Origin of the sequence: Methylobacterium sp. Leaf85, assembly GCF_001422125.1 — a bacterium.
Taxonomy (GTDB): domain Bacteria; phylum Pseudomonadota; class Alphaproteobacteria; order Rhizobiales; family Beijerinckiaceae; genus Methylobacterium; species Methylobacterium bullatum.
In genome coordinates this window covers 365,753-388,465 of the sequence record NZ_LMME01000032.1, presented here as the reverse complement: position 1 = coordinate 388,465, position 22,713 = coordinate 365,753, and the positions used below count along the sequence as shown (strand labels likewise).

At 69.4% G+C, this 22,713-nt stretch carries 24 protein-coding genes and 1 riboswitch; of the genes, 14 read left to right on the top strand and 10 right to left on the bottom strand.

All coding sequences use genetic code 11. The annotated features are described in order from the left end of the window. Positions 1 to 57 precede the first annotated feature (57 nt). A riboswitch (cobalamin riboswitch) is annotated at positions 58 to 259 on the bottom strand. An 83-nt stretch (positions 260 to 342) separates the two neighbouring features. Together ASF08_RS19700 and ASF08_RS19695 are read right to left on the bottom strand one after the other, a co-directional pair. Further along, entirely contained in the window at positions 343 to 1,446 is a 1,104-nt protein-coding gene (locus ASF08_RS19700; protein WP_056148804.1) for a catalase family protein, read from the bottom strand. 163 nt (positions 1,447 to 1,609) lie between these two features. Continuing rightward, positions 1,610 to 3,085, bottom strand: coding sequence for a glucan biosynthesis protein (locus tag ASF08_RS19695; RefSeq protein WP_056148875.1), 1,476 nt, complete (start codon positions 3,083 to 3,085; stop codon positions 1,610 to 1,612). A 238-nt stretch (positions 3,086 to 3,323) separates the two neighbouring features. Here ASF08_RS19695 and mdoH point away from each other — a divergent pair, with 238 nt between their 5' ends. Beyond that, positions 3,324 to 5,219, top strand: coding sequence for a glucans biosynthesis glucosyltransferase MdoH (mdoH, locus tag ASF08_RS19690; RefSeq protein WP_156629660.1), 1,896 nt, complete (start codon positions 3,324 to 3,326; stop codon positions 5,217 to 5,219). A 249-nt stretch (positions 5,220 to 5,468) separates the two neighbouring features. Beyond that, positions 5,469 to 6,491 carry a helix-turn-helix domain-containing protein gene (locus ASF08_RS19685; RefSeq protein ID WP_244474588.1) on the top strand — a complete coding sequence of 341 codons (1,023 nt, stop codon included), beginning with the start codon at positions 5,469 to 5,471 and terminating at the stop codon, positions 6,489 to 6,491. A gap of 159 nt (positions 6,492 to 6,650) precedes the next feature. Here the strand turns inward: ASF08_RS19685 and ASF08_RS19680 are convergent, their stop codons facing one another. Then, positions 6,651 to 7,112, bottom strand: coding sequence for a hypothetical protein (locus ASF08_RS19680; RefSeq protein ID WP_018045965.1), 462 nt, complete (start codon positions 7,110 to 7,112; stop codon positions 6,651 to 6,653). Positions 7,113 to 7,210: 98 nt separating this feature from the next. Then, positions 7,211 to 8,386 carry a trans-sulfuration enzyme family protein gene (locus ASF08_RS19675; RefSeq protein ID WP_056148796.1) on the bottom strand — a complete coding sequence of 392 codons (1,176 nt, stop codon included), beginning with the start codon at positions 8,384 to 8,386 and terminating at the stop codon, positions 7,211 to 7,213. Between the two features lie 106 nt (positions 8,387 to 8,492). Between ASF08_RS19675 and ASF08_RS19670 the strand changes: the two genes are divergently transcribed. From ASF08_RS19670 to ASF08_RS19660, 3 genes are read left to right on the top strand one after another with little or no spacing between them, the layout of a single operon-like run. Continuing rightward, entirely contained in the window at positions 8,493 to 8,747 is a 255-nt protein-coding gene (locus ASF08_RS19670) for a type II toxin-antitoxin system RelE family toxin (protein ID WP_056148794.1), read from the top strand. 16 nt (positions 8,748 to 8,763) lie between these two features. Further along, positions 8,764 to 9,192, top strand: a complete 429-nt coding sequence (locus ASF08_RS19665; protein ID WP_018045962.1) for a helix-turn-helix domain-containing protein — start codon at positions 8,764 to 8,766, stop codon at positions 9,190 to 9,192. Then, positions 9,189 to 9,704 carry a TspO/MBR family protein gene (locus ASF08_RS19660; protein ID WP_056148791.1) on the top strand — a complete coding sequence of 172 codons (516 nt, stop codon included), beginning with the start codon at positions 9,189 to 9,191 and terminating at the stop codon, positions 9,702 to 9,704. Before ASF08_RS19665 ends, ASF08_RS19660 begins: the two co-directional genes overlap by 4 nt. Before the next feature lie 7 nt (positions 9,705 to 9,711). Here ASF08_RS19660 and hemA read toward each other — a convergent pair whose 3' ends face one another. Beyond that, positions 9,712 to 11,055, bottom strand: a complete 1,344-nt coding sequence (hemA, locus tag ASF08_RS19655) for a 5-aminolevulinate synthase (RefSeq protein WP_018045960.1) — start codon at positions 11,053 to 11,055, stop codon at positions 9,712 to 9,714. 343 nt (positions 11,056 to 11,398) lie between these two features. On the opposite strand from hemA, the gene ASF08_RS25415 reads away from it, so the two are divergent. Together ASF08_RS25415 and murA are read left to right on the top strand one after the other, a co-directional pair. Then, entirely contained in the window at positions 11,399 to 11,566 is a 168-nt protein-coding gene (locus ASF08_RS25415; RefSeq protein ID WP_200931881.1) for a hypothetical protein, read from the top strand. Positions 11,567 to 11,704: 138 nt separating this feature from the next. Then, positions 11,705 to 12,994, top strand: a complete 1,290-nt coding sequence (gene murA, locus ASF08_RS19650; protein WP_056148788.1) for a UDP-N-acetylglucosamine 1-carboxyvinyltransferase — start codon at positions 11,705 to 11,707, stop codon at positions 12,992 to 12,994. A gap of 48 nt (positions 12,995 to 13,042) precedes the next feature. Here murA and ASF08_RS19645 read toward each other — a convergent pair whose 3' ends face one another. Next, positions 13,043 to 13,408 (bottom strand): hypothetical protein, encoded by a 366-nt coding sequence (locus ASF08_RS19645; RefSeq protein WP_056148786.1) that lies wholly within the window; start codon positions 13,406 to 13,408, stop codon positions 13,043 to 13,045. A 216-nt stretch (positions 13,409 to 13,624) separates the two neighbouring features. Between ASF08_RS19645 and ASF08_RS19640 the strand changes: the two genes are divergently transcribed. From ASF08_RS19640 to ASF08_RS19625, 4 genes are read left to right on the top strand one after another with little or no spacing between them, the layout of a single operon-like run. Next, positions 13,625 to 14,134 carry a DUF2948 family protein gene (locus ASF08_RS19640; RefSeq protein WP_056148785.1) on the top strand — a complete coding sequence of 170 codons (510 nt, stop codon included), beginning with the start codon at positions 13,625 to 13,627 and terminating at the stop codon, positions 14,132 to 14,134. After that, on the top strand, positions 14,134 to 15,429 hold the full coding sequence (hisD, locus tag ASF08_RS19635; protein WP_056148783.1) for a histidinol dehydrogenase: 1,296 nt from the start codon (positions 14,134 to 14,136) through the stop codon (positions 15,427 to 15,429). The genes ASF08_RS19640 and hisD overlap by 1 nt, the downstream gene beginning before the upstream one ends. 7 nt (positions 15,430 to 15,436) lie before the next feature. Next, positions 15,437 to 15,952, top strand: a complete 516-nt coding sequence (locus ASF08_RS19630) for a UPF0262 family protein (RefSeq protein ID WP_018045954.1) — start codon at positions 15,437 to 15,439, stop codon at positions 15,950 to 15,952. A gap of 39 nt (positions 15,953 to 15,991) precedes the next feature. Then, a complete protein-coding gene (locus ASF08_RS19625) occupies positions 15,992 to 16,453 on the top strand; it encodes an arsenate-mycothiol transferase ArsC (protein WP_018045953.1) in 462 nt (153 codons plus the stop codon). Here the strand turns inward: ASF08_RS19625 and ASF08_RS19620 are convergent. After that, positions 16,431 to 17,342: a C40 family peptidase gene (locus ASF08_RS19620; RefSeq protein ID WP_443136827.1), complete on the bottom strand. Its 912-nt coding sequence runs from the start codon at positions 17,340 to 17,342 to the stop codon at positions 16,431 to 16,433. The genes ASF08_RS19625 and ASF08_RS19620 overlap by 23 nt on opposite strands. A 280-nt stretch (positions 17,343 to 17,622) precedes the next feature. Here ASF08_RS19620 and ASF08_RS19615 point away from each other — a divergent pair, with 280 nt between their 5' ends. Further along, complete coding sequence (locus ASF08_RS19615) at positions 17,623 to 17,955, top strand: hypothetical protein (protein WP_018045951.1); 333 nt, start codon at positions 17,623 to 17,625, stop codon at positions 17,953 to 17,955. A 4-nt stretch (positions 17,956 to 17,959) separates the two neighbouring features. Here ASF08_RS19615 and ASF08_RS19610 read toward each other — a convergent pair whose 3' ends face one another. The 3 genes from ASF08_RS19610 to ASF08_RS19600 form a co-directional block, all read right to left on the bottom strand. Next, the gene (locus ASF08_RS19610; RefSeq protein WP_056148781.1) at positions 17,960 to 18,646 is read right to left on the bottom strand and encodes an SDR family oxidoreductase; all 687 of its coding nucleotides are present in this window, start codon (positions 18,644 to 18,646) and stop codon (positions 17,960 to 17,962) included. An 88-nt stretch (positions 18,647 to 18,734) separates the two neighbouring features. After that, on the bottom strand, positions 18,735 to 19,451 hold the full coding sequence (locus ASF08_RS19605) for an MgtC/SapB family protein (protein WP_056148778.1): 717 nt from the start codon (positions 19,449 to 19,451) through the stop codon (positions 18,735 to 18,737). Between the two features lie 48 nt (positions 19,452 to 19,499). After that, positions 19,500 to 20,402, bottom strand: coding sequence for an alpha/beta fold hydrolase (locus ASF08_RS19600; protein ID WP_056148776.1), 903 nt, complete (start codon positions 20,400 to 20,402; stop codon positions 19,500 to 19,502). Between the two features lie 337 nt (positions 20,403 to 20,739). On the opposite strand from ASF08_RS19600, the gene ASF08_RS19595 reads away from it, so the two are divergent. After that, entirely contained in the window at positions 20,740 to 21,753 is a 1,014-nt protein-coding gene (locus ASF08_RS19595) for an AAA family ATPase (RefSeq protein ID WP_056148773.1), read from the top strand. Positions 21,754 to 21,779: 26 nt separating this feature from the next. Further along, positions 21,780 to 22,712 carry a DUF58 domain-containing protein gene (locus ASF08_RS19590; protein ID WP_018045946.1) on the top strand — a complete coding sequence of 311 codons (933 nt, stop codon included), beginning with the start codon at positions 21,780 to 21,782 and terminating at the stop codon, positions 22,710 to 22,712. Position 22,713: the final 1 nt, after the last annotated feature.

Genomic DNA, 22,713 nt, shown 5'->3' with positions numbered 1-22,713 from the left:
TCGCGACATGCGAACGCCCCGACACCCCACCAGGACACCCCGCCCGATGCGTTTCGCGTGTGACCACGACTGACGGCAGGTCTCCTGGCTCGCGGGTCACCGCCCTCTCATCGTCTTCCCAGAGGCCGGAGGCTCCAGTGACGTGTTGATGATGGGCTCGCCGCTTACAGTTGCGGGGGCAGCCGCGGCATCGGACGCAAGATCCTCACCCCGTTCCCTTTTGATCCCCCGAGGGGGAACCGTCATCGTCAGGCTAGGTCGGCCGCGACGGGAGGGTCAATGGCGAGATGTTCCCGCATCGACCATCGCCGCCGCCCTGTCGCATCACGGCAACGTCCGGCATCACTCCGGGAGCGAGTCGAGGTTCCTCGGCTCCTCGATGCGGCGGCCGTTTGTCTCGGCCCGGAAGCGCTTGCCCATCTCGTAGGCCGATTTGCGCATGCGCATGATGCCGCCCAGCGGCCGGTGCGCGGCCAGCCCGTGCCACGGGCTGAACGACAGGCCGTCATCGACGAAAGCCGCGCGGGCCTCGCTCCAGCTCGTCTGCGGCGCGGCGGTGAGGGTGGCGATGGTGCGGTAGGGGCTCGTTGCCTCCGACCAGACCACGGAGGCGTCCTCCACCGGCATGTCGTCGAGGTTCAGGCAGAGCTGCGCCCGCAACTCCCAGGTGCCGCCATGGCGGCGGAAATGCGCCAGCACCGCCTCGCGGATCGCATTGGGGGCGCTCGTGTCGTCCAGCGGCTTGTCGGTGAGCGCCGTCAGGTCCGGCGAGACCGGGACGAGCGCGATCTTGGCGATGTGATCGCCGAAGCGCAGCGGAACCTGGCTGTAGAAACTGTCGCCCAGAATGTGCGTCTCGGGCTGTCCGCCCAGCGTCGCCAGGGCCGGGCTCGGCGAACCGGTGGCCGCCACGACCGCGCTCTGCACGCCGCGCAACGCCGCCGAGGCGACCTTCTTGAGCCCCTCCGCCCGATCCGTGGTTTTGGCGAGGAGCTTCAGGGTCGCCAGGAACTGCTTCGGTCCCGGCGCCGAGAAGGCCGGCCCGTTGACGAGCACGAAATCCTGGGTGGCGTCCCCCTCCGACCCCTCCAGCCGTTCGCCTTCGACACCGACGATCTTGATCGCCACGCCGCGCGGAGTGGAGACGCTGTCGTCCAGGATATCACCGGGGATGGTCGAGAAGCGCATCACCACGGGGTAGCGCCCCGCCTGCGCGAACAGGCCCTGCGCCAGTTCGGGGGATAGGCCGGGCGCCACCTCCAACTCGGCCCTCAAGGCGCCATGCGCCTTGGCATGGACGCTGCGGATGGCATGACCGCCATGGGCGAGGGTCGTCTCGCTGATGGAGCGCATGGTCTCGTTCAGGGACCGGCTGGTCTCGGCCTCGTCGGCGTCAGGGGTCTCGACGGCGGGCGTGTAGCGCAGGTAGGGGGTCTCGATCGCCAAGGGTGCTGCTCCGGGGGATGGCGGATGCCGCGCCCCGAGGCGCTTCTAAGGCCTTGAGGGAACCGGGCGGCTCCGCAACTTGGTGGTGTTCCAAGTTGAGAATCCCCGACCGGTGCTCCCGTTCCGATCCCTGCGGCAACTCGCCAAGTCGTGAAATCGGCGATCAGGCGGCGTTGTCCCAGGTCTCGCTGATCGGACGCCCGCCGCGCATGAGGCGCGCGCGCAGGATGACGTCACCGGGCGGCAGCGGCGTCGGCGGACGCCATTCCACGTAGAGGCGCCAGCCCCCGGTCTGGGGCACCCGCTCCACCACCGGATCGACCATGGCGCCGGCGCTGGCCGAGACCTCGGCCGCGATGTCACCGTCTGGGCCGGTGGGCAGGCCCGGTCCTTCGAAATCGATGACGTAGAGGCGCCGCTCCGGACTCGGCGGCGTGGTCGGCCGCAGGCGCTCGGCCGAACCGACATGGGTGGAGACCACCCGGGCGAGCGCGCTCAGTACGGCGGTGTCCGGTTCGGCCCCGATGGTGGCGAGCGTGTAGGCGAGGTCGAGGGCGCTTCCCGCCGTGACGGGTGCGGCCGGCACGAAGGCGGCGACGATGTTGTCCATGTACTCTTCGCGGGACGGGATCTCGAAGAGCTGCACCGCCCCGGCGCCGAACCCCGCCTGGGGCGTGACCCAGAGGCCGGGCCGGGCCTCGTGTCGGGCCTGGACGTCGAGATAGGCGGCAAAGCTTCGCTCGCGCTGGAGAAGTCCGAACCCATCGAGGGGATCGACCCGGAACGCCGAGATCTGCGGATCGCGCCGTCCGTTGCTCAAGGGACGCCATAGGCGGTCGTCCTTGGTCGCCACCACCAGCCCGTCGGAATCGTGAACCTGCGGCCGGAAATCGTCGAAGGGCGCGGCTCCGCGCGCGCCCGGACCGTTCGCTCCGTGCAAGAACATGCTGGTGAGCGGCGCGAGGCCGAGACGCGGGATCGCGGCGCGGGGATGCAGCGAGGCGGTGACGACCATCCGCGAGGTCTCGCCGGGTTCGACCACGAAGCGGTAGGCGCCCGCGAGGCTCGGCGAATCGAGGAGCGCCAGGATCGTGACGGCGCGGGCCTCGGCCTTCGGCTCGCAGATCCAGAACGCCGTGAAGTCCGGAAACTCCTCCGCTCCCGGACCGCCGGTCTGGATCGCGGCACCGCGCGCCGACAGGCCGTATTCCTGCGTCTTTCCGCGAAGCCGGAAATACGAGGCGCCGAGGAAGACCAGGAATTCCTCCTGGTGAGCCGGCTTCCTATCGTCGAAGGCGTGATGCAGCCGGAAGCCGGCAAAGCCGAGATCGCGGGAAAAGTCCTGCCCGGCGAGGTCGGAGCCGAGATCGAACAGGCCCGACTGGTACAGGATCGGCTGCGGCGGCCCGTCCGGCGGCTGGAGGAACAGGGCGACGCGCTTCTTCTGCAGGAAGCCGCGATGGAACAGCTGCAGCGAGAACGAACCACCGAGGCGAGGGGCCGCGTCGGGGCGGAAGGTGATCGCGCGGTAGCCGTCGTAGCTGAGGCCGGCGAGCGGGGCCGGGAGATCGTCCGGAGCGGGCCGGTAAGGTGAGGCCGCGAGGCGGCGGGCCTGGGCCACGACGCCCTCGAAGGTCATCGGCGCGTCGCGCGGTGGGTCGAGAGTGTCGGCGGCCATCGTTCTGGCGGTATTCAGGTCGACGGCACTAGGCATTATGATGCCTGCTGTCAGACCGAGCGCGGTTCGCAAGGTCTGCCGCCGCGAGAGGGGCTCGCGTCCCGAACGCTCGTCTCCACCGTCGTCCCGTGTCATCGATGCCCTTCGTGTCGTGACGGATGACGGCCCATCTCAGCCTTGATCGAGTGTCCATCGCCCCATGTCCATCACCCGGTTGTCGCACGACGCATCCCAAGCCGGAATCCCGGACCCGGTGATTCCCGCGAGCCGGCCGAGCGAGACGCCCTCGTTCGAGGCGCCGTCGCTCCTGTGGCGGCGGCTCCTGCTGGCGGTGCCGACCCTGGCCACCGCGGCGGCGATCGCGTGGCTCGCCGTGTCCGCCTATGGACGCCCCGACGGCGCCTTGGGCTGGGCCGTGCTGGTCCTGTTCGGCCTCGTGATGGCGTGGCAATCCTTCGTCGCCTGGCAATACGTCTACGGACTCGTGGCGGTCGCGTTCGGCGATGCGGCCAAATCCGCGATCGAGATCCGCTCGGCCACGGTGCCGGCCACCGCCTCGGGCCTGAGCCGCACGGCGGCCGTGGTGGCGATCCATGCCGAAGATGCGGTGGCGGTGTTTGCCGCCCTTCGCGTCATGGCCCGCTCGCTCCAGCGTGGGGGCGGCGACGGGTCCGATATCGACATCTTCGTCCTCTCCGATACGCGCGACGGCGCCATCGCGGCGGTGGAGGAGCATGAATTCGCGCGGATCGAGGCCTGGGCGCGCCTGAACGGCCCCGGCCTGCCGCGCTTCCGCTACCGGCGGCGCCAGGACAATGCGGGCCGCAAGGCCGGCAACATCGCGGAGTTCTGTCGGAGCTACGGCGACGAGTACGATTTCATGATCGTGCTCGATGCCGACAGCCTAATGACCGGCGCCGCCATGCGCCGCCTCGCCCGGCTGATGGAGGAAGCCCCCCGTGTCGGGCTGATCCAGACCGTCTCCTACGCCACCGGCCGGGACACGCTGTTCGCCCGTATCCAGCAATTCGCCGTGCGGCTCTACGCGCCGCTGTCGATCCGCTGCCTCGAGACCTGGCAGGGCGCGGATGGAAGCTATTGGGGCCACAACGCGATCCTGCGGGTCGCGGCCTTCGCCGACAATGCCGAACTGCCGGTGCTGCCCGGCAAGGCGCCGCTGGGCGGCGAGATCCTGTGCCACGACATCGTCGAAGGAGCGCTCCTGCGCCGGGCCGGATGGGAGGTCCGCCTCCTGCCGGAGATGGGCGGCACCTGGGAAGAGATGCCGACGAACCTCGTCGATCTCCTCGGGCGCGAGCGGCGCTGGTGCCAGGGCAACATGCAGCACCTGCGCGTCACCACCCTGCCGGGCCTGCGGGCGGCGAGCCGCTGGCACCTCATCGTCGGCATCCTGTCCTACCTCGCCTGCCCGCTCTGGGTGCTGTTCCTCGCCGCCGCCTCGATCCAGGCCGCCGTCACCGGCGATCTCGGCCTCCTGGCCTATGGGCTCACCGGGACGGGCCTCGCCGCCCATGCGCTGGCCGCCCTCGTCGTCGTCGTGATGGCCCTGCCGAAGCTCCTCAGCCTCGGCCATGTCCTGGCCTCGCCGACCCGCCGCGCGGCCTTCGGCGGCACCGCCTCGTTGCTGAAGAGCGCCGTGCTCGAACAAATCGTCTGGGTGCTGCTCTGGCCGGTCATGACGGTCTTTGCCGCGGGTGCCGTCGCCACCACCTTCATCGGCCGCGTGGTGCGCTGGGATTCGCAGGTGCGCGACGACCGTCGGGTGCCGTGGTCCGAGGCGATTCGCCTGCAGGTGGACGCCCTCGTGGCGGGTGCGCTGCTCGCCGGCCTGCTCGTTTATGCCGGCGATCCCTGGCTCGCCCTGTGGATGGGGCCGGTGGCCCTCGCGCTCCTCACGAGCCCGGCCTTCAGCGTCCTGACCAGCCGCGCCGATCTCGGCCGTGCCTCGCAGAAGAACGGCCTGTTCCTCTCCATCGACGACACGGACCGCGCCCCCGAACTCCTCGACCTGGCCTCGGTCCGCCGGGGCGAGGAGCGGGGCCTGCGCCTCCATCAGGAAGCCTGGGCGAACTGAGGAACCGGCCTCTCCGCGCCACGATGAGGCCGAAGGGGCGACGAAGGGGCGAGAGGCTGGAAGCCAGGTCCGAACCCGATCCGATCTTGCCGTGGATGCGGGCGCGCGGTGTCGCCCGGAGCGGTCATCCGCCCGCTTGCGACCCTTTTACGCTCCACGGACCCCCAACATCCATTTCGGTTGCCTCATCAAGGACTTCATGCCTAACGTCGTGGCTCGGACGGGTCGGGTGACGAAGGATTTGGCTCGTTGGGTGCAGACGACACGACGGCTGAACCGGGCCTGCCGTACTTCTGCCTGACGACGTCGGGCTTGCCTCCCGGAGAGGCTTTCGAGCGATGGCGCACACTCCTGGCGCCGATGTACGAGGTCAGTCCGACGACGCGATCCGCCGTCCTGCCTTTCGGCACCAACATCGCGTACCCGATCGACGACCTCGTCGCTCATCGCACCCTGCTCTCGACCCAGCGGCTCCAGCGCGATCGCCGACGTGTCGATGCCGGTTCCGACCAGTACATCGTCCAACTCTATCGGTCCGGCCGCTTTCAGGGCACCGTCGCCGGCAAAGCGGTCTCGGCCTCGGCCGGCACCGTGACCTTCATCGGCCGCCGTCATCTGCTCGATGGCATGCTCGACCGGGCCGATACGACCGGCATCGTGATCCCCTGCTCCCACCTCCACGGGCTACCGCTCGAGGACCATGACATGCTCTTCGATGCGGCCCGCAACCGGTTGCTCGCCGCACGCATTCTGGACCTCTACCGCCGCTTGCCGACCACGCGCCCCGACGACGCCCCGGCTCTCGCCGTCGAGTTCGTTGGCTTCCTGCGCCGCCTGCTCGATCCCTCGCGGGCCAAGGACGTGCTCGAAGGCCGCGAACTCGACGGCGGCCTGATGGCGCTGGCCAGGATGATCGTGCGGGAAAACCTGTCCCGGTCCGATCTGTCGCCCGCCTTCGTCGCCGGACAGATGCGGGTCTCGCGGGCCACGCTCTACCGGCTGTTCGAGCCGGAAGGAGGCGTGATGCACTTCGTGCAGGGCGAGCGCCTGAAGGCCATGCGCGACGCGCTGGCCGATCCGATGGAGACGCGCACCCTTGCCCGCTTGGCCGAGGTCTTCGGCTTCAGCAGTGCCTCGCAGCTCAGCCGCAGCTTCCGCAACCGCTTCGGCGCGCCACCCCAGGCTTGGCGGGTCGAGCGTCGGGTGGTTCAGCAGATCAGCGGTCAGGGGACGGTGCAGCACGTCTGGAAGTGGCTTCGCGAAACGCGATGACCTCGTCCAGATGGACCCGGTCGATCGACGCCGAGAGACGGCGGCCGCATGTCATGCCACGCCTCAGAGTTCCTGCCCCGCAGGTCAGGCCCACCGAGGTCCGGTGTGAGGCGCACTGATCCGGGCCTTCGAGCAGGCACCGGCGGGAGCCCCGATAAGCTAGGGTTTCTCCAGCACCTCGATCGGGTTGGTGCGCTGGCTCGGCCTGGGCTCGGCGGTGGCCGCACCGGCATTGCCGTCCGGCTTCTCACGCCGGGCGCCGGAGCTGGTATCGGCGCCGGGTCCGGTGCCCTGGGTCGGCACCGTGCCGCTGGCCAGTTCGAGGCAGGTCACCATCTCCACGTAGGACGGGAAGCCGCCGGCCTGGAACTGCTTCTCGCACTGGGTCTTGGCGGCCGGCGAGTAATCGCCCCAGCGGCGCTGGGCTTCCTTGCGCGCCGCCTCCTCCGAACGCAGGCAGCCCTCGACGGTGGCGTTGTCGCTGACGCTGGCCTCCGCACGGACCGAGGATTTGCAGGTCGCCTGAACGTCGAGCTTGGGCGGCCCATCGGCGGCCGGGGCCACATTCGTGAGGGCGACGAGCGCGAGGGCTCCGGTCAGGAGGGGAACAGGGTATCGCATTGGGTCGTCCTCGCTCGCATCGCGGCGACCGCCCGGCGGCGGTCCGTCCCTCGCACAATGCGCGAAGGGCGGGATCGCACCAAGAACCGACGAGGAAATCAGCCCAGCGCCACGTCGAGATCCGCGAACAGGTCGTCCACATGCTCGATTCCCACGGAGAGCCGCAGGAGATCGGGCGGACACGGCGTGCCCGGCCCCTCCACCGAGGCGCGATGCTCGATCAGGCTCTCGACGCCGCCGAGCGACGTGGCGCGCTTCCACAGGCGCACCCGCGCCGCCGTGGCGATGGCCGCCTCCTCGCCGGCCGCGACCCGGATCGACAGCATGAAACCGAAGCCGCCCTCCATCTGCCGCGCCGCCACCGCGTGGCCGGGATCGCCCGGCAGGCCGGGATAGAGCACCGAGGCCACGCGCGGATGCGCCGAGAAGCGCCGGGCGAGGTCCGCGGCGGAAGCCGATTGCGCGGCGACGCGAAGCGGCAGGGTCCGCAGCGAGCGCATCAGAAGATAGGCCTCGAACGGCCCGAGGATCGCCCCGCCGCCGGCCCGGATCGCGCCGATGCGCTCCCAGAACCCATCGGCGCGGGCCGAGGCCAGGACGCCGGCGACCACGTCGGAATGCCCGTTCAGGATCTTGGTGGCCGAGTGCATGACGATGTCGGCCCCGAGCCGCAGGGGCCGCGTGTGGATCGGCGAGGCGGCGGTGGAATCGATGGCCAGACGCGCCCCCGCCGCGTGCGCGATCTCGGCTGCGGCGGCGATGTCGGTGATGGTCCAGAGCGGATTGCCGGGCGTCTCCACCCAGACGAGCTTCGTCGTGCCCGGCCTGATCGCGGCGCGCAGGGCGTCGAGGTCGTCCATGGCGACGAAGTCGAGGCCCCAGCCCCGGCGCGGCGCTTCCTGCTGGAGCCAGCGCTTGAGCGCCCAATACATCACCAAGGGTGCGACAATGTGGTCTCCGGGCTCCAGGGCCGAGAAGACGGCGGTCGCCGCCGCCATGCCGGAGCCGAACAGCATCGCGCCGGCCTCCGCCTCCTCCAGCATGGCGATGACGGCCTCGGCCTCGCGGGTCGTGGCGTTGTCCGGCCGGGCATAGGAGAAGCCCGAACTGTAGCCGTTGTCGGGATCGCGGAGGAACGTCGTCGAGACATGGAGCGGTGCCACCACCGCCCGCGTCACCGGATCGACATGGCCCATGGCCTGCGCGGCCAGGGTGCGCTTGGTGAAGGGGGGGGTGGGATGTGCGGAGGAGGGGCCGTCGGCGGATTCGGACATGGGTTTCGTTCCGGCAGATGGGCCGCTTGACCCTTGGGAGAGACGTGGCGAAACAATAGCGGAATGCTATGTTCGACCGCGATGAGTTTCGCTATCCGCTAACGTTATGATGCAGGTCGCCTACAGCAAGGATGCCGTGAGGGCACTGACCCGCATGCCGGCGAACGTAGCAAGACTCATTCGAGCGAAGATCGACGAGTATGCCGGACATCCGGCCTCTCAGGCCAACAACGTCAAGGCTCTGAAGGGCCAGCTCGGCTTCTACCGCCTGCGGGTCGGCGACTGGCGAATTTTGTTTACCCAGGACGGGCAGATCGTCGCCATCATCAAAATCGCGCCTCGCGGCAGCGCATACGATTGAATCAGGACGGTTCGCCATGGGTGCCCAGACGATCGTGACGGCAGGAGGCGAGCGGCTCGTCGTGTTGCCGGAAGCGGAATACGAAGCTCTTCTCGAAGCCGCCGAGAATGCGGAGGATCGCCTCGCCGTCACCGAGTTCCAGCGCAAGCTGGCCCTTGGTGAAGAGGAGCTCGTGCCCTCGGCGATCGTCGAACGACTGCTCTCGGGCGAGAATCGCATCCGTGTCTGGCGCGACCATCGTGGAATGACGGCGGCAATTCTCGCGGACAAAGCCGGCATCGCACAGGCCTACCTGTCGCAGATCGAGACGGGGAAACGGGAGGGGACGATCGAGACCCTGCGCAGGCTCGCCTCGGCCCTGGCCATCTCCCTCGACGATCTCGTCGGGTTCGGCCCCCACGTCACCGGAACGGAGGATCGCGATACGGGTAAGACATCGGCATGACCACGTCTCACATTCCGTATCGCTCGCCGCTCTCTCCGATAGCGAGACTCGCGGTCGCCATCCTGCCCGTCGTGGCCACGTCGGTGATCGGCTCGCTCAGCACCACGCCGAACATCGAGGGCTGGTATGCCGGCCTGACGAAGCCCGGCTTCAACCCGCCGAACTGGCTGTTCCCGGTGGCCTGGACGATCCTCTACGCGATGATCGCGCTGTCGTTCTGGCGCTTGCTCGGGGTGTCTCCGGCGACGGGTCCGACGCGGCGGGCCTGGGGGCTGGCGGTCGGTGCCTTCGCCGCCCAACTGGCGCTCAACGCGGCCTGGTCGCCGGTCTTCTTCGCGGCCCATGCCCTCGGCTGGGCGGGGATCGTCGCCGCGGCGATGCTGGTGATGATCCTCTGGACCATCCGCCTGTCCTGGCGCTTCGACCGGTTGGCGGCGTGGCTGCTCGTGCCCTACGCCGCCTGGGTCACCTTCGCGACTCTGCTCACCGTCACGCTCTGGCGGCTGAACTGACCGCTTCCTACTCCGCCGCCTCGACGAACACCGTGCCGGCGCGGGGCAGGTCCAGGGTGTCCCAGGTCTCGGTGAGCGCCGCCGTCAGCCTGGCGATGCGGGCCGCGTCGTGGAACGGCGAGGGCGTGATCCGCAGGCGCTCGGTGCCGCGCGGCACGGTGGGGTAGTTGATCGGCTGGATGTAGATGCCGTGCTGCTCGAGGAGATGGTCGGCCGCCGCCTTGCACAGCTCGGCATCGCCCACCATCACCGGCACGATATGGGTCTCGGTGGGGAGCACCGGCAGGCCCGCCTCTTCCAACGCCACCTTGGTGAGGGCGGCCTGGCGCTGGTGCGCCGTCCGCTCCACCTGCGAGCGCTTGAGGTAGCGCACCGAGGCGCGGGCCGCGGCCGCGATGGCCGGCGGCAGAGCGGTGGTGAAGATGAAGCCCGGCGCATGGCTGCGCACGGCGTCGCACAGGACCGTCGAGGCGGTGATGTAGCCGCCGACACAGCCGAAGCCCTTGGCCAGCGTCCCCTCGATCACGTCGACCCGGTGCATCACCCCGTCGCGCTCCGCGATGCCGCCGCCGCGATCCCCGTAGAGGCCCACCGCATGGACCTCGTCGAGATAGGTCATGGCGCCGTATGTGTCGGCCAGATCGCAGATGGCGGCGATGTCGGAGACGTCGCCGTCCATCGAGTAGACGCTCTCGAAGGCGATCAGCTTGGGGCGGTCCCCGGCGGCGATCAGCAGTTCCTCGAGATGGGCGAGATCGTTGTGGCGGAAGATGCGCTTCTCGCAGCCCGAATGGCGCACGCCCTCGATCATCGAATTGTGGTTGAACGCATCCGACAGGATCAGACAGTTCGGGATCAGCTTGGCGATGGTGGAGATGCCGGCCTGGTTCGAGACGTAGCCCGAGGTGAAGACGAGGCCCGCCTCCTTACCGTGCAGGTCGGCGAGCTCGCGCTCCAGGTCCACCAGCGGCGAATTGTTGCCGGCGATGTTGCGGGTGCCTCCGGCGCCGACGCCGCAGCGGGCGGCGGTCTTGGTCATGGCCGAGACCACGTCCGGATGCTGGCCCATGCCGAGATAGTCGTTGGAACACCAGACGGTGATCTCGCGGGTGCTGCCGTCCGGACGGCGCCAGTTGGCCGTGGGGAAGCGCCCGGCGATCCGCTCGATATCGGCGAACACCCGGTAGCGGCGCTCGTCGTGCAGACGGTCCACGGCCTTGCGGAAGTAGCTCTCGTAATCGGTCCGGCCCTGCCCGAACGACGCGCGGGTGGACGATCCCTGGCTGGAGGAATCGCGGGGCGTCGTCGTATCGCTGATCATCGTCATCGCGGGCATCCGATTCACGGGCATCCGTCCTTCACGCTATGGCCGACCGCATGGCAGCGCCGCTCTCGGCGGCTCCGGCATCCGCTCGTCTGCATTCAGCAGCAGCATCGTTACAAAGGGCTTGTTCCGAAGCACCAAACTCTCCGCTGCGGGTCTCGACGACCATGATTCCCGCTGGCGCAACGATCTCGCTTCGCATGGCGCGGAAGGAATCAGACGGTGCTGATTTCGACGCCACGAGCCCGACGATACAGGCGAACTTGGAATTGGTTCAAGTCGACTCCTGCATTCCAGCTCTGCGCCTGTTGAGACCGGGTGGCAAAGCCGGTATTTCGCCCTGGCGACGAAGGGTCGCGCAGTGATCGCCATGAAGAACGACACCACGCGCAACGAACGGCTGAAGGCGGCCCTGCGAGACAACCTGAAGCGCCGCAAGGCCCAGACGCGGGTCCGCGGGCAGGCCAGCGCCGCGGCGGAAACCGGCGATGCCGGCGAGCGACCGGACGCGAAGCCGGATCGCGACGGAGACGGCTGACGATCCTTTTTCGGACAAAACTCACGTATAGGCGGCTCGATAAGGCCGTGCCGCGAGCGCACCGCCACTGTTTGCAGAACCAGGACGGCACCGCCCTCCCGTCACGGGAACGGGCAGGACGCCGCGCGAAGGACGACGATGGACCGGATCAACATCATCGGCGGAAAGCCGCTCCACGGCGTGATCCCGATCTCGGGCGCCAAGAACGCGGCCCTGCCCCTGATGATCGCGAGCCTGATGACGGGGGAATCCCTCGAACTCATGAATGTGCCGCGCCTCGCCGACATCCACGCCCTGCTGCGCATCCTCGGCAACCACGGCGTCGACCACATGGTGGTAGGCAAGCGCCCCGGTGATACGACGGAGACCGGCCAGACCATCCGGCTCACCGCCTCCAACGTCATCGACACCACCGCGCCCTACGAGCTCGTCTCCACCATGCGGGCGAGTTTCTGGGTCATCGCGCCGCTGCTCGCGCGCTTCGGCGAGGCCCGCGTCTCCATGCCCGGCGGCTGCGCCATCGGCACCCGGCCCATCGACCTGATGCTGATGGCCCTGGAGCGCCTCGGCGCCACCGTCGAGATCGATGGCGGATACGTGGTGGCGAAGGCCAAGAACGGCCTGCGCGGCGGCGAGATCCACTTCCCCAAGGTCACGGTGGGCGGCACCCATGTGGCGTTGATGGCGGCATCGCTCGCCAACGGCTCGACCCTGATCGAGAATGCCGCCCGCGAGCCGGAAGTGGTCGATCTCGCGGATTGCCTCATCAAGATGGGCGCCAGGATCTCCGGGGCCGGCACCCCGCGCATCACCATCGAGGGCGTCTCGCGCCTCAACGGCGCCCGCCACACCGTCCTGCCGGACCGGATCGAGACCGGCACCTACGCCATGGCGGCCGCCATGGTGGGGGGCGACGTGACCCTGGAGAACACCCGGGCCGACCTGCTGCACAGCGCACTCGACGTGCTGACGACGACGGGTGCCGAGATCACCAGCACCGCCGACACGATCCGCATCCGGCGCAATGGCGGCGGCATCGCTGCGGTGGACGTGACCACCGACCCGTTCCCGGGCTTCCCCACCGACCTGCAGGCGCAGTTCATGGCGCTGATGACCCTGGCCAAGGGCCAGTCCCACATCCGCGAGACCATCTTCGAGAACCGTTTCATGCACGTGCAGGAACTGGCGCGCCTCGGCGCCAAGATCCGGCTCGAAGGGGATCTGGCCATCGTCGACGGCGTGGAGCGCCTCAAGGGCGCCCCGGTCATGGCGACCGACCTGCGTGCCTCGGTCTCCCTCGTCATCGCCGGCCTCGCCGCCGAGGGCGAGACCAGCATCAACCGGGTCTACCATCTCGACCGCGGCTTCGAGGCGCTGGAGGCCAAGCTCGGCCGCTGCGGCGCCGAGATCAGCCGGGTCCGCTCCTGACCACCCTGTCCGACCCGGGAGGCGGTCCGCGCCTCCCGGACGAAGGCCCTATTCCAGCACGTTGCCGCGCTTGGGGCCGAAGCCCGGGATGTCGCAGCGGCAGGGCGACTGGATCGGGCTCGGATAGGCGGGGCAATTGCCGCGCGAGGTGACGCAAACGCTGCCCATGCGCTGGCGTCCGTATCGCGGCGGCAGGGGACGGCGCTCGCCATCGTCGTACGGCCGGGCATAGCGATCGTAGCGATCGTAGCCGCGCGACCGGTCGTCGCCGTAGGGCGACCGGTCGTAGGTGGGCCGGTTGTAGCCGTCGTCGGGATAGTGCGGAACCTGGGCTTGGGCTGACCCTAGGCCGGCCGCCACCGTCAGGACGGTGACGGCAGCAAGGGCGATACGACGTACAGGTCCGGCGGTCATGGCTTTGGATATCCCAATTCGGAAGTCTGCGAAGGCATAGTTCCTTCCGCATGAACGTCGTCTGACGTCGCCGCGGCGAACGGCCCGTCTCGCCGGCACGCTGCAATTGTTCCGGGCCGCGCGGTTGCCGCAGGGCGGCCGCCTCGCTACCTACGGCCGACCCACTTTCACACCCGGCGCCCGATCCGGCGGTGTCCGGCCAGATGCGAACCCGACATGGAGCTCCTCAAGCTCGCTGCCCTCGACGCGGAGGATCTCGCCATCCTCTCGGCTCATCTCCAGGATGCGGTCCTGCGCCCGCAGGACCTCGCCTATCTGGCGTCGTCGCACCGCTTCGTGCTGGTCGGGCGGCGTTTCGACTGGTCGACGCCGGATGCCGAGGCCCCGCGCCGGCGCCTCACCGGCCTCCATTTCGAGCGGGTCATGGCCGTGCGCGCACGCGGGATCACGCCCGGCTCCACCTCCGACGAGCCGCTCAGCCTGCTGGCCGTCACCTTCGAGCCGAAGGAGGACCCCTCCGGCACCGTCACCCTGGTCTTTGCCGGCAAAGCGGCGATCCAGCTCGATGTGGAATGCATCGAGGCGCGGCTGAAGGATCTCGGTCCGGTCTGGGAGGTGGAAGGCCGCCCCGACCACGAGGCGGCGGAAGCCGGCCGTGCCGCGATCCGGGGACAAGCGGGCACGGTCCCCTCCGCCAAGGACAACGTCTTGAAAGATTCCGCCTGATGATGCGCCTCGACAGCCGCGACGCCGATTTCGCCGCCGCCTTCGCCGGTCTTCTCAGCGTCAAGCGCGAGATTTCCGAGGATGTGGACGAGACCGTGCGCGGGATCATCGCCGGCGTGGTCTCCGGGGGCGACGCGGCCCTGGTGGACTACACCCGCCGCTTCGACCGGCTCGGCGAGGATTTTTCCGCCACCTCTCTTCGGGTGACGCCCGATGAGGTGCGGGCGGCCATCGCCGCCTGTCCGGCCGACGCCCTTGACGCCCTGCGGCTCGCGGCGACCCGCATCGAGGCCTTCCATCGCGGCCAGGTACCCGGCGACCACATGGCCACCGACGCGATCGGCGTGACCTCGGGCTGGCGCTGGACGGCGCTCGAATCGGTCGGCCTCTACGTGCCCGGCGGAACCGCGAGCTACCCCTCCTCCGTCCTGATGAACGCCATTCCCGCCCGCGTCGCGGGGGTGCCGCGCGTCGTCATGGTGGTGCCGATGCCGGAGGGGCAGATGAACCCCCTCGTGCTCGCCGCCGCCGACCTCGCCGGTGTCAGCGAGATCTACCGCGTCGGCGGCGCTCAGGCCGTGGCGGCGCTGGCCTACGGCACCGAGACCATCGCCCCCGTGGCCAAGATCGTCGGACCCGGCAATGCCTGGGTTGCGGCGGCCAAGCGCCGGGTCTTCGGGCAGGTCGGAATCGACATGATCGCCGGCCCGTCCGAGGTGCTGATCCTCGCCGACGGCCACGCCAACCCCGATTGGGTCGCCGCCGACCTCCTCGCCCAGGCCGAGCACGATGTGGCCGCCCAGTCGATCCTCATCACCGATTCGTCCGAGCTCGCCGACGCCGTGGAGAGCGCCGTGGAACGGGCTCTGGCCACCCTGCCCCGGGCCGACATCGCCCGGGCGAGCTGGCGCGATTACGGGGCGATCGTCCGCGTCCGCGATTTCGACGAGGCCGTCCCCCTGGTGGACCGCCTCGCCCCGGAGCATCTGGAGATCGAGACCGCCGACCCGGAGGCCCTGGCCGCCAAGGTCCGCAATGCCGGCGCGATCTTCCTCGGCAGCCATACGCCGGAAGCGATCGGCGATTACGTCGGCGGCCCGAACCACGTGCTGCCCACCGCCCGCTCGGCCCGGTTCTCCTCGGGCCTCGGCGTGCTCGACTTCATGAAGCGGACGACGATCCTGCGCTGCGATCCCGCGGCGCTGAGGGCCTTGGGGCCGGCAGCCATCGCCCTGGGACGGTCGGAGGGCCTCGACGGCCACGCCCGCTCGGTGGCGATCCGCCTGAATCTGTGAGGGGACGATGGCCGGCTCAGGACAACCAGAAACGGGACAATCGGCAGAGAAGGCGTCGTCCATCCACCGCCTCGCGGCGGTGACCTTCGACGAGGATTCCATCGGCCGGGGCAACCCCGACCAGGAGCACGAGCGCGCCATCGCGATCTTCGACATCCTGGAGGAGAACCACTTCTCCATTCCCGGACGCGAGGGACCCTACGCCCTCACCCTCGGCCTCGTGGAGAACAAGCTCTCCTTCGCGATCCGCCGCGAGGACGGCGAGCCGGTGATGACCCATCTCCTGTCACTGACCCCGTTCCGCCGGGTGATCCGCGACTACGAGATGATCTGCGAGAGCTACTACAACGCGATCAAGACCGCCTCGCCGACCCAGATCGAGGCGATCGACATGGGACGGCGCGGCCTGCACAACGAAGCCTCCGAACTCCTCCGGCAGCGCCTCGAGGGCAAGGTCGATCTCGACCACGACACCGCGCGACGCCTGTTCACCTTGGTCTTCGCCTTGCACTGGAAGGCGTGAGCGCCCTCCCCGTCGTTTGAAGCCCGAGGCAGTCACCGGATGGCGGAAGAGGCCGGCCCGAAGAAGACGCGCGTGCAGTCGGTGCTGTTCATGTGCAACTTCAACGCCGTGCGGTCCCTCGCGGCGGAGGCGGTGGCGCGCCACTATTTCGGCAAGTCCACCTATGTCCAGTCGGCGGGCGTCCGCTCCGGCGAGCCGGCCGACCCGTTCATGGTGGCGGCCCTCGACGAGATCGGCATCAACGCCTCCAAGCACCGGCCCCGGACCCTCCTCGAACTCGAGGAATGGGAGGGGCTGAACTTCGACCTCATCATCACCCTGTCGCCCGAGGCCCACCACGCGGCCCTGGAGGTCACCCGCACCAACGCCGTGGACGTGGAGTACTGGCCGACGCCGGACCCGACGCTGATGCAGGAAGCCTCCCGCGAGCAGCGCCTCGACGCCTACCGCGACGTCCGCGACGGGCTGATCACCCGCATCAAGACCCGACTGAAGGCGTGATCCGCCGGATCGACGTCACGGCGCCGTAGCTCTTCTCGGCGATGCGCTCCACCGCTCCCGCCAGGGGCTCCACCGCCACCGTCATGTGGTGGCCGTTGGCGTGGATGAGGCGGGTCTCGTCCAGCATCATCCCCACATGGCCTCGCCAGAAGACGAGGTCGCCCCGAACCAAGCCGTCGAGACGCGTGGGCAGCGCCGTGCCGAGACCCGCCTCCTGCTGGTCCGCGTCGCGGGGAGACGGAATGCCCGCCAGGGCGAGGCAGAGCTGGACGAGGCCCGAGCAATCGAGCCCGAGGCTGGTGCGCCCGCCCCAGAGATAGGGCGTGCCCACGAGACGCTCGGCGGTGGCGGCAGGATCGGGCTCCACGATGCCGACGGGCGCGCAATGATCGGCGAAGACGTAAGCGCCGTCGGCAAAGGCACCATCGTGAAAGGTATGGGCACCGTCGGCGAGGCGCAGGAAATCGCCCTCCCGCCCGGCGATGCCGAGCCCGGCGCCGAGGCTCACATGGCCCAGGGGCGGCCGCTTCATGTTGGCGGCCGGATAGAGGAATGTCCGCAGGGCCGTCACCCGGTGGGTCGGGGGCGGAACCTCTGGGGTGATGGCGGCCTCCGGCAGGTAGCCGACATAGCCGTCGTTTTCGAGCTGCACGAAGGCGAAGCCCTCTCCCGTGTCGTAGAGGGTGACGGGATCGCCCATCACCGCCTCGGTCTCGATCCCCGCGTCCCCGCTCGGCCTGCGCCGCAACGGGGCCGAGGCGGCGATGAGGCGGGCGCTTTGCCCTGCGACGTAGCGGGCGGCATCCACACGGCCCCGCAGCCGGATATCGGCCAGATCGGGGCGGGCCGGGACCAGCCTGGCGTCGGTGAGATCGGTAATGGGAAACATGGTCCGGCCAGTATCGGCGGCGGCGTGGCCGCATGCAACGGCGCGAGGATCGGGTCGCTCATCGCTTTACGGATGCGACATATCGACACCATATGATGCCCGTTCCATGGGCAATTTGACGACCATGCGGATGCAGGCAGAGCAACTTTCGCCGGATCTGCGGGAAAATCCGGCGGTGATGGGGGGATGCATGGAACGCGTGGGTGCGTCGTCGAAATGGTGCAATGCACTCTCTCCGCCGTCGCGCTATCCTCGGTCGGTGTGGAGCGCGGGCCGAGTCGTGAAGAAGACGCCGAAATCCTTTCAGGATCTGCCGCCGATCCGTGTCCGGCGCGAACCGCCGACGATCCCCGAGGCGATCGCCGCCGCTCAGGATCTCGCCGACGATCTCGAACAGCAGGTCGAGATCGCCGCCGGCCTGATCGGTCTTCCCCTCGACGAGGTGCGCCCGCACGTGCTCGCCGCCGAGAAGCCGAAGCCCGAGCGGATCTCCGAGCGCATCCTCACCGCCGGCGGCCCGAGCCGGGCGCCGCGTACCGTCATCGTCGAGCGCCGCACCCGCCCGCCGGTGGTGGTGGAGCGGCGCGGCCGCCCCCTCGACGGACGGCGCTGAGCGCCTACCAGGCCAGGGTCGCGCCGGTATAGTCGAGATAGGCGATGCCGGTTTTGCCGAGCCGGGCCTCGATGACATCCGTGAGTCCGGTGACGCTCGTCGTCACGTCGATATCCGCCTCCTCTCCGCCCATCTCCGTGCGGACCCAGCCGGGATGGAGGAGGAGGACGCCAAATCCCTCGTCGCGGTGACGAATCTCGAAGCTGATCGCCAGGGTGTTCAACGCCGCCTTGCTCGCGCGGTAGGTCTCCCATCCGCCGCTCTCGTTGAGGGCGACACTGCCGAGGATGGAACTCATGAAGGCGATGAGGCCGTTGCCCGCCAGCCGGTCGCGGAACAGCTCGGCGAAGCGGATCGGGCTGATGGCGTTGGTCAGGTAGACCTGCGCGGCGACATCGCGCGGGACGTCATGGGCGGGGTCGTGCGCCTGGGTCGCGACGCCCGCCACCACGAAGATCAGGTCGTAGCGCTGGTTCGCAAGCCGGCCATGAAGGGCGGCCACCGCCCCGTCATCGTCGATATCGGCGGTCTCGATGGAGAGCGCATCGGAGGCGAGCGCCGCCAATCCGGCGGAGGGCGAGCGCTGCGTGGCGGTGACCGCCCAGCCGCGGGCGAGGAACGTTTCCACCAATCCGAGGCCGAGGCCGCGCGAGGCCCCGACGATCAATGCGTTCTTGCGTGCTTCGGTCATGGCAAGGGCTCTCCACCACCGGGGCGGAGCCCGGCATCACGGGTCTAGGTTGGTCGTTTCCACGCGGCGGCAATGGCCGCGAGCGCGCTCAATCGGCGGTCTGGACCGACCAGGTCGCATGGCTGATCCGCTCGTCGCGCTCCAACCCGGCCACCACGGCATCGAGTTCGGCGGAGTCCACCGCCGTCGCCACCAGGGTCGCCACCACTTCCACCGTCTCCTCGCCGCGTTCCACCACCTCGGTTCCGCCGACGGGGTAATGCGCCGACTCCAGCCGTTCCACGAGAAGGTCGCGGGCGGGGCCGGCATGTTCGGCCGGAACCGTGATCTGCACTTCGTAGGTGGCCTCGGTCTGGCTCTCGTCGATGGGAACGCGGTTGATGGCGTTGACGAGGGGCCGCAGCAGGGTGTTGCCGGACAGGACCGCCGCCGTGACGAAACAGGCCTCCAGGGGGAAGTCGGCGCCGGCGAAAGCCCCCACCGCCGCCGAACACCAGAGCGTGGCGGCGGTGTTGAGGCCGCGGACGTTCATCCCCTCCTTCATGATGACGCCGGCCCCGAGGAAACCGACGCCCGAGATGACGTAGGCGACCGTGCTCACCGCGCCGCGCGTTCCTTCGAGGCGCATGCCGAGATCGACGAAGGCCGCGGCCCCCACCGCCACCAGCACGTTGGTGCGCAGGCCCGCCGTGCGCTGGCGATACTGCCGCTCGGCCCCGATCATCGTGCCGAGGACGAACGCGACGACGAGGCTGATGGCGGAATTGACGAATTCCGGGAGCGGCGAGGCGAAGAGCGCGGTCATGGGCGCTGCATGTCGCCGGCCCATGACGAAACGGTGACGCTTCGCGCGTCAGTCACCGAGAAAGGACCGCAGGGCCTTGAGGGTTTCGGGAGCGTTCTCCTCAGCCAGGAAATGGCCGGAGGTGATGTCCACGGCCTCGGCCTTCGGCGCGAAGGTGCGCTGCCACGCCGCCAGGGGGGTCTCGTGCGAATGGTCGAGATAACCGTCCCCGGTGAGGATCAGGGTCCGGCAGGACAAGGTCTTGCCCGCCGCGAGGTCGTCGAGATCCGCCTCGCGGTCGCGGGTCGCGCCGGCCCGGTAATCCTCGCAGCAGGCGTGGATGCGCTCGGGAACGGTCCAGTTGTCGCGATAGAGGCGCAAGGCTTCCCGAGCGAAGGGGTCGAGGCTTCGGGCGTTGCTCCATTGCCGGAGGAGCCCCTCGAAATAGGCGACCGGATCGCGGCCGATCTCCTCCTCCGGACGGGGGGCCGGCCGGGCCAGGGATGCCCAATGCGACGACACGTCGGGATCGGCTTCGATCCGCTCCCACTGGACGAGGGTGGGCAGGATATCGAGGAGGGCGAGGCGCTCGATCCGGCCCGGCTCGTCGAGGGCGAGGCGGTAGCCCACCCGCGCGCCGCGATCGTGACCCACGAGTGCGAAGCGGACATGGCCGAGCCGCTCCATGACCGCCACCACGTCGCGTCCCATGCGGCGCTTGGAATAGACGTCGTGGCGGGCGTCACCCTTGGGCGCTTCCGACCAGCCGTAGCCTTTCTGATCCAGGCACACCACGCGATGGGTCTCGGCCAAAGCCGGCGCGATGTGGTGCCAGCAGGCATGGGTCTGCGGAAATCCGTGGAGGAGGATCACGGGAGGCGCATCGTCCCGGCCGCCGCTGCGGGCGAAGAAACGCCCCTCCGGAATGTCGATCCAGTCCGCGCTGAAGCCGGGGAAGAGGTCCGCACTCATGGTCTGCTCCAGTCTGCCCGCTGGGTTGAGACGGAAACCGGGAGGCCGTCCCTCGGTTTCCACCGGCGTCGCGCGGGATGCGACATAACGCCGAATTCCGGCCTAAATCCTTCGGATCGGCAGAGAAATCCGCTCTGCATGCACTCGACTTCATGAAATCCCGGTGGTCGGGCATTCTGCCCGATCTCACCCTCGTGTTTCACGGGAAACGTCCCACGGGATTGACGCCGGTGCTCCGCTGCATGCACACCCGATCGACATAGGGATCTCTTAAGAATCCGCCCGAGGAGACGCGCATGGTGCTGTACGCCGGCCCTGCCACGATCATGACCCGCTCATGAGTAATGCGACATTGGCCACGCGTCCCGCCACCTCGACGGTGCCGGTCGCCGACGAGGCCCTGCGTGCCCGCGTCTTCGCCCTGCGCGATGGGTTGAGCCATGGGCTCATCGGCGCGGAGACCCTGGTGGAGCGCCTGCTCATCGGGCTTCTCACTGGTGGCCATCTCCTCATCGAGGGTGCGCCCGGCCTCGCCAAGACCCGCGCGGTCAAGCGCCTGTCGGACGGGCTCGACGGCAGCTTCGCCCGCATCCAGTGCACGCCCGACCTGATGCCGGCCGATCTCACCGGCACCACCGTCTGGCGCCAGGATGCCGGCGATTTCGAGTTCCTGCCCGGCCCGCTGTTCCATTCGCTGATCCTCGTGGACGAGGTGAACCGCGCCCCGCCCAAGGTCCAGTCGGCGCTACTGGAATCCATGGCCGAGGGCCAGATCACGGTCGCCGGTCACACCCATGTCCTGCCCGACCCGTTCATGGTGGTGGCGACCCAGAACCCCATCGAGCACGCGGGCACCTTCCCCCTGCCGGAAGCGCAGCTCGACCGCTTCCTCCTCCACGTGGTGGTGGAGATGCCCGACGAGGCCTCCGAGCGCCGCATCCTCGACCTCGTCGAGGGCGAACTGAACCACCATGCCGAGGCGATGTCGGTGAAGCTCACCGTGGCGGAGATCCGCGCCGCGCGCGCGGCGGCCTTCAACGTCCACGTCTCGTCGGCCCTCAAGGATTATCTGGTGCGGCTCGTGGCCGGCACCCGCACCGACAAGGCCGCCCCGGATCTCCGCGCCTCGATCGAGCATCCGGCCTCCCCGCGCGGGACGCTGGCGCTGATGCTCGCCGGCAAGGCGCGGGCCTATCTGCGCGGCCGCGACCACGTGATCCCGGAGGATATCTCCGATCTCGCCGCCGACGCCCTGGCGCACCGGATCGGTCTCACCTGGCGCGCCGCCGCCGAGGGACAGACCGCGCGGGGCATCATCACGGGCCTCGTCCAGCGGGTCCGGGCGCTCTGAGGCGGAATGGTCGCGTAGACACAGCCATGGCGTCCAATCCCGGCCTCCCGACAGGTTCCGCGCACGGACCCGGCATCCATCTGTCGGGCGAGGCCCTGATGGGCCTGCGCCACCTTGCGCGGCGCGGGATCTCGCCGGCCACCCGCACCCTGGCGGGCCTTCCCGGCGGCATCGTCACGCGGCGGCGCGGACGCGGATCGGAGCCCGACGACGTGCGGCTCTGGTCCGAGGGCGACGACCGCCGCCATATCGACCGCAACGCCACCGCCCGCACCGGCATCCTCCACGTGCGGACCCACCATGACGAGCGCGACCGAGCGGTGGTGCTGCTGGCGGATTTCCGCCCCTCCATGCTGTTCGGCACGCGCCGCGCCCTGCGCTCGGTGGCGGCGGCCGAAGCCCTGGTGCTGCTGGGCTGGCGCATCGTCGGCGATGGCGGCCGGATCGGCCTCGTGGCCGCGTCCTCGGGGGAGCCGGTGGTGGTCCGTCCCGGCGGCGGCGAGCGGGCCATGACGGCGGTGACGGGTGCGCTGGCCATGGCCCACGCCCAGGCGCTCGCGGCCTCGGACAGGACGGACCCTCCCCTCGACCGAAGCCTCACCGTGGCGGCGAGCCTGCTTCCGTCCGGCGGACATCTCGTCATCGGCAGCGCGCTGGACGCGCCGGGGCCTGAATTCGACCACCTGCTCACCGTGCTGGCCGAGCGCCTGTCGATCCGCCTCGTCCTCGTCAGCGATGCGTTCGAGCGCAGGAAGCCGGCGGGGTTCTTTCCGTTCGCCACGCCGGATGGGCAGCGCGGCACGGTTCAGGTCGGGCGTTCCGCCGCCAATACGGACGGCGCACCCGACGACCGACTCATCGCCTATGCCCGACGCGGGATCGAGGGCCTGCGCCTCGACGCCGAGGCCGGCCCCGAGGCCTATGCTCCGCTGATGGAACGTCTCGATGCGGTGCTGTAGC

Excerpts from the sequence above, each read along its gene's own strand:
- ASF08_RS19695 (WP_056148875.1), bottom strand. The coding sequence starts at position 3,085 with ATGACCTTCGAGGGCGTCGTGGCCCAGGCCCGCCGCCTCGCGGCCTCA.
- mdoH (WP_156629660.1), top strand. The coding sequence starts at position 3,324 with ATGTCCATCACCCGGTTGTCGCACGACGCATCCCAAGCCGGAATCCCG.
- ASF08_RS19680 (WP_018045965.1), bottom strand. The coding sequence starts at position 7,112 with ATGCGATACCCTGTTCCCCTCCTGACCGGAGCCCTCGCGCTCGTCGCC.
- ASF08_RS19675 (WP_056148796.1), bottom strand. The coding sequence starts at position 8,386 with ATGTCCGAATCCGCCGACGGCCCCTCCTCCGCACATCCCACCCCCCCC.
- ASF08_RS19670 (WP_056148794.1), top strand. The coding sequence starts at position 8,493 with ATGATGCAGGTCGCCTACAGCAAGGATGCCGTGAGGGCACTGACCCGC.
- ASF08_RS19665 (WP_018045962.1), top strand. The coding sequence starts at position 8,764 with ATGGGTGCCCAGACGATCGTGACGGCAGGAGGCGAGCGGCTCGTCGTG.
- ASF08_RS19660 (WP_056148791.1), top strand. The coding sequence starts at position 9,189 with ATGACCACGTCTCACATTCCGTATCGCTCGCCGCTCTCTCCGATAGCG.
- hemA (WP_018045960.1), bottom strand. The coding sequence starts at position 11,055 with ATGCCCGTGAATCGGATGCCCGCGATGACGATGATCAGCGATACGACG.
- ASF08_RS25415 (WP_200931881.1), top strand. The coding sequence starts at position 11,399 with ATGAAGAACGACACCACGCGCAACGAACGGCTGAAGGCGGCCCTGCGA.
- murA (WP_056148788.1), top strand. The coding sequence starts at position 11,705 with ATGGACCGGATCAACATCATCGGCGGAAAGCCGCTCCACGGCGTGATC.
- ASF08_RS19645 (WP_056148786.1), bottom strand. The coding sequence starts at position 13,408 with ATGACCGCCGGACCTGTACGTCGTATCGCCCTTGCTGCCGTCACCGTC.
- ASF08_RS19640 (WP_056148785.1), top strand. The coding sequence starts at position 13,625 with ATGGAGCTCCTCAAGCTCGCTGCCCTCGACGCGGAGGATCTCGCCATC.
- hisD (WP_056148783.1), top strand. The coding sequence starts at position 14,134 with ATGATGCGCCTCGACAGCCGCGACGCCGATTTCGCCGCCGCCTTCGCC.
- ASF08_RS19630 (WP_018045954.1), top strand. The coding sequence starts at position 15,437 with ATGGCCGGCTCAGGACAACCAGAAACGGGACAATCGGCAGAGAAGGCG.
- ASF08_RS19625 (WP_018045953.1), top strand. The coding sequence starts at position 15,992 with ATGGCGGAAGAGGCCGGCCCGAAGAAGACGCGCGTGCAGTCGGTGCTG.
- ASF08_RS19620 (WP_443136827.1), bottom strand. The coding sequence starts at position 17,342 with ATGTTTCCCATTACCGATCTCACCGACGCCAGGCTGGTCCCGGCCCGC.
- ASF08_RS19610 (WP_056148781.1), bottom strand. The coding sequence starts at position 18,646 with ATGACCGAAGCACGCAAGAACGCATTGATCGTCGGGGCCTCGCGCGGC.
- ASF08_RS19605 (WP_056148778.1), bottom strand. The coding sequence starts at position 19,451 with ATGACCGCGCTCTTCGCCTCGCCGCTCCCGGAATTCGTCAATTCCGCC.
- ASF08_RS19600 (WP_056148776.1), bottom strand. The coding sequence starts at position 20,402 with ATGAGTGCGGACCTCTTCCCCGGCTTCAGCGCGGACTGGATCGACATT.
- ASF08_RS19595 (WP_056148773.1), top strand. The coding sequence starts at position 20,740 with ATGAGTAATGCGACATTGGCCACGCGTCCCGCCACCTCGACGGTGCCG.
- ASF08_RS19590 (WP_018045946.1), top strand. The coding sequence starts at position 21,780 with ATGGCGTCCAATCCCGGCCTCCCGACAGGTTCCGCGCACGGACCCGGC.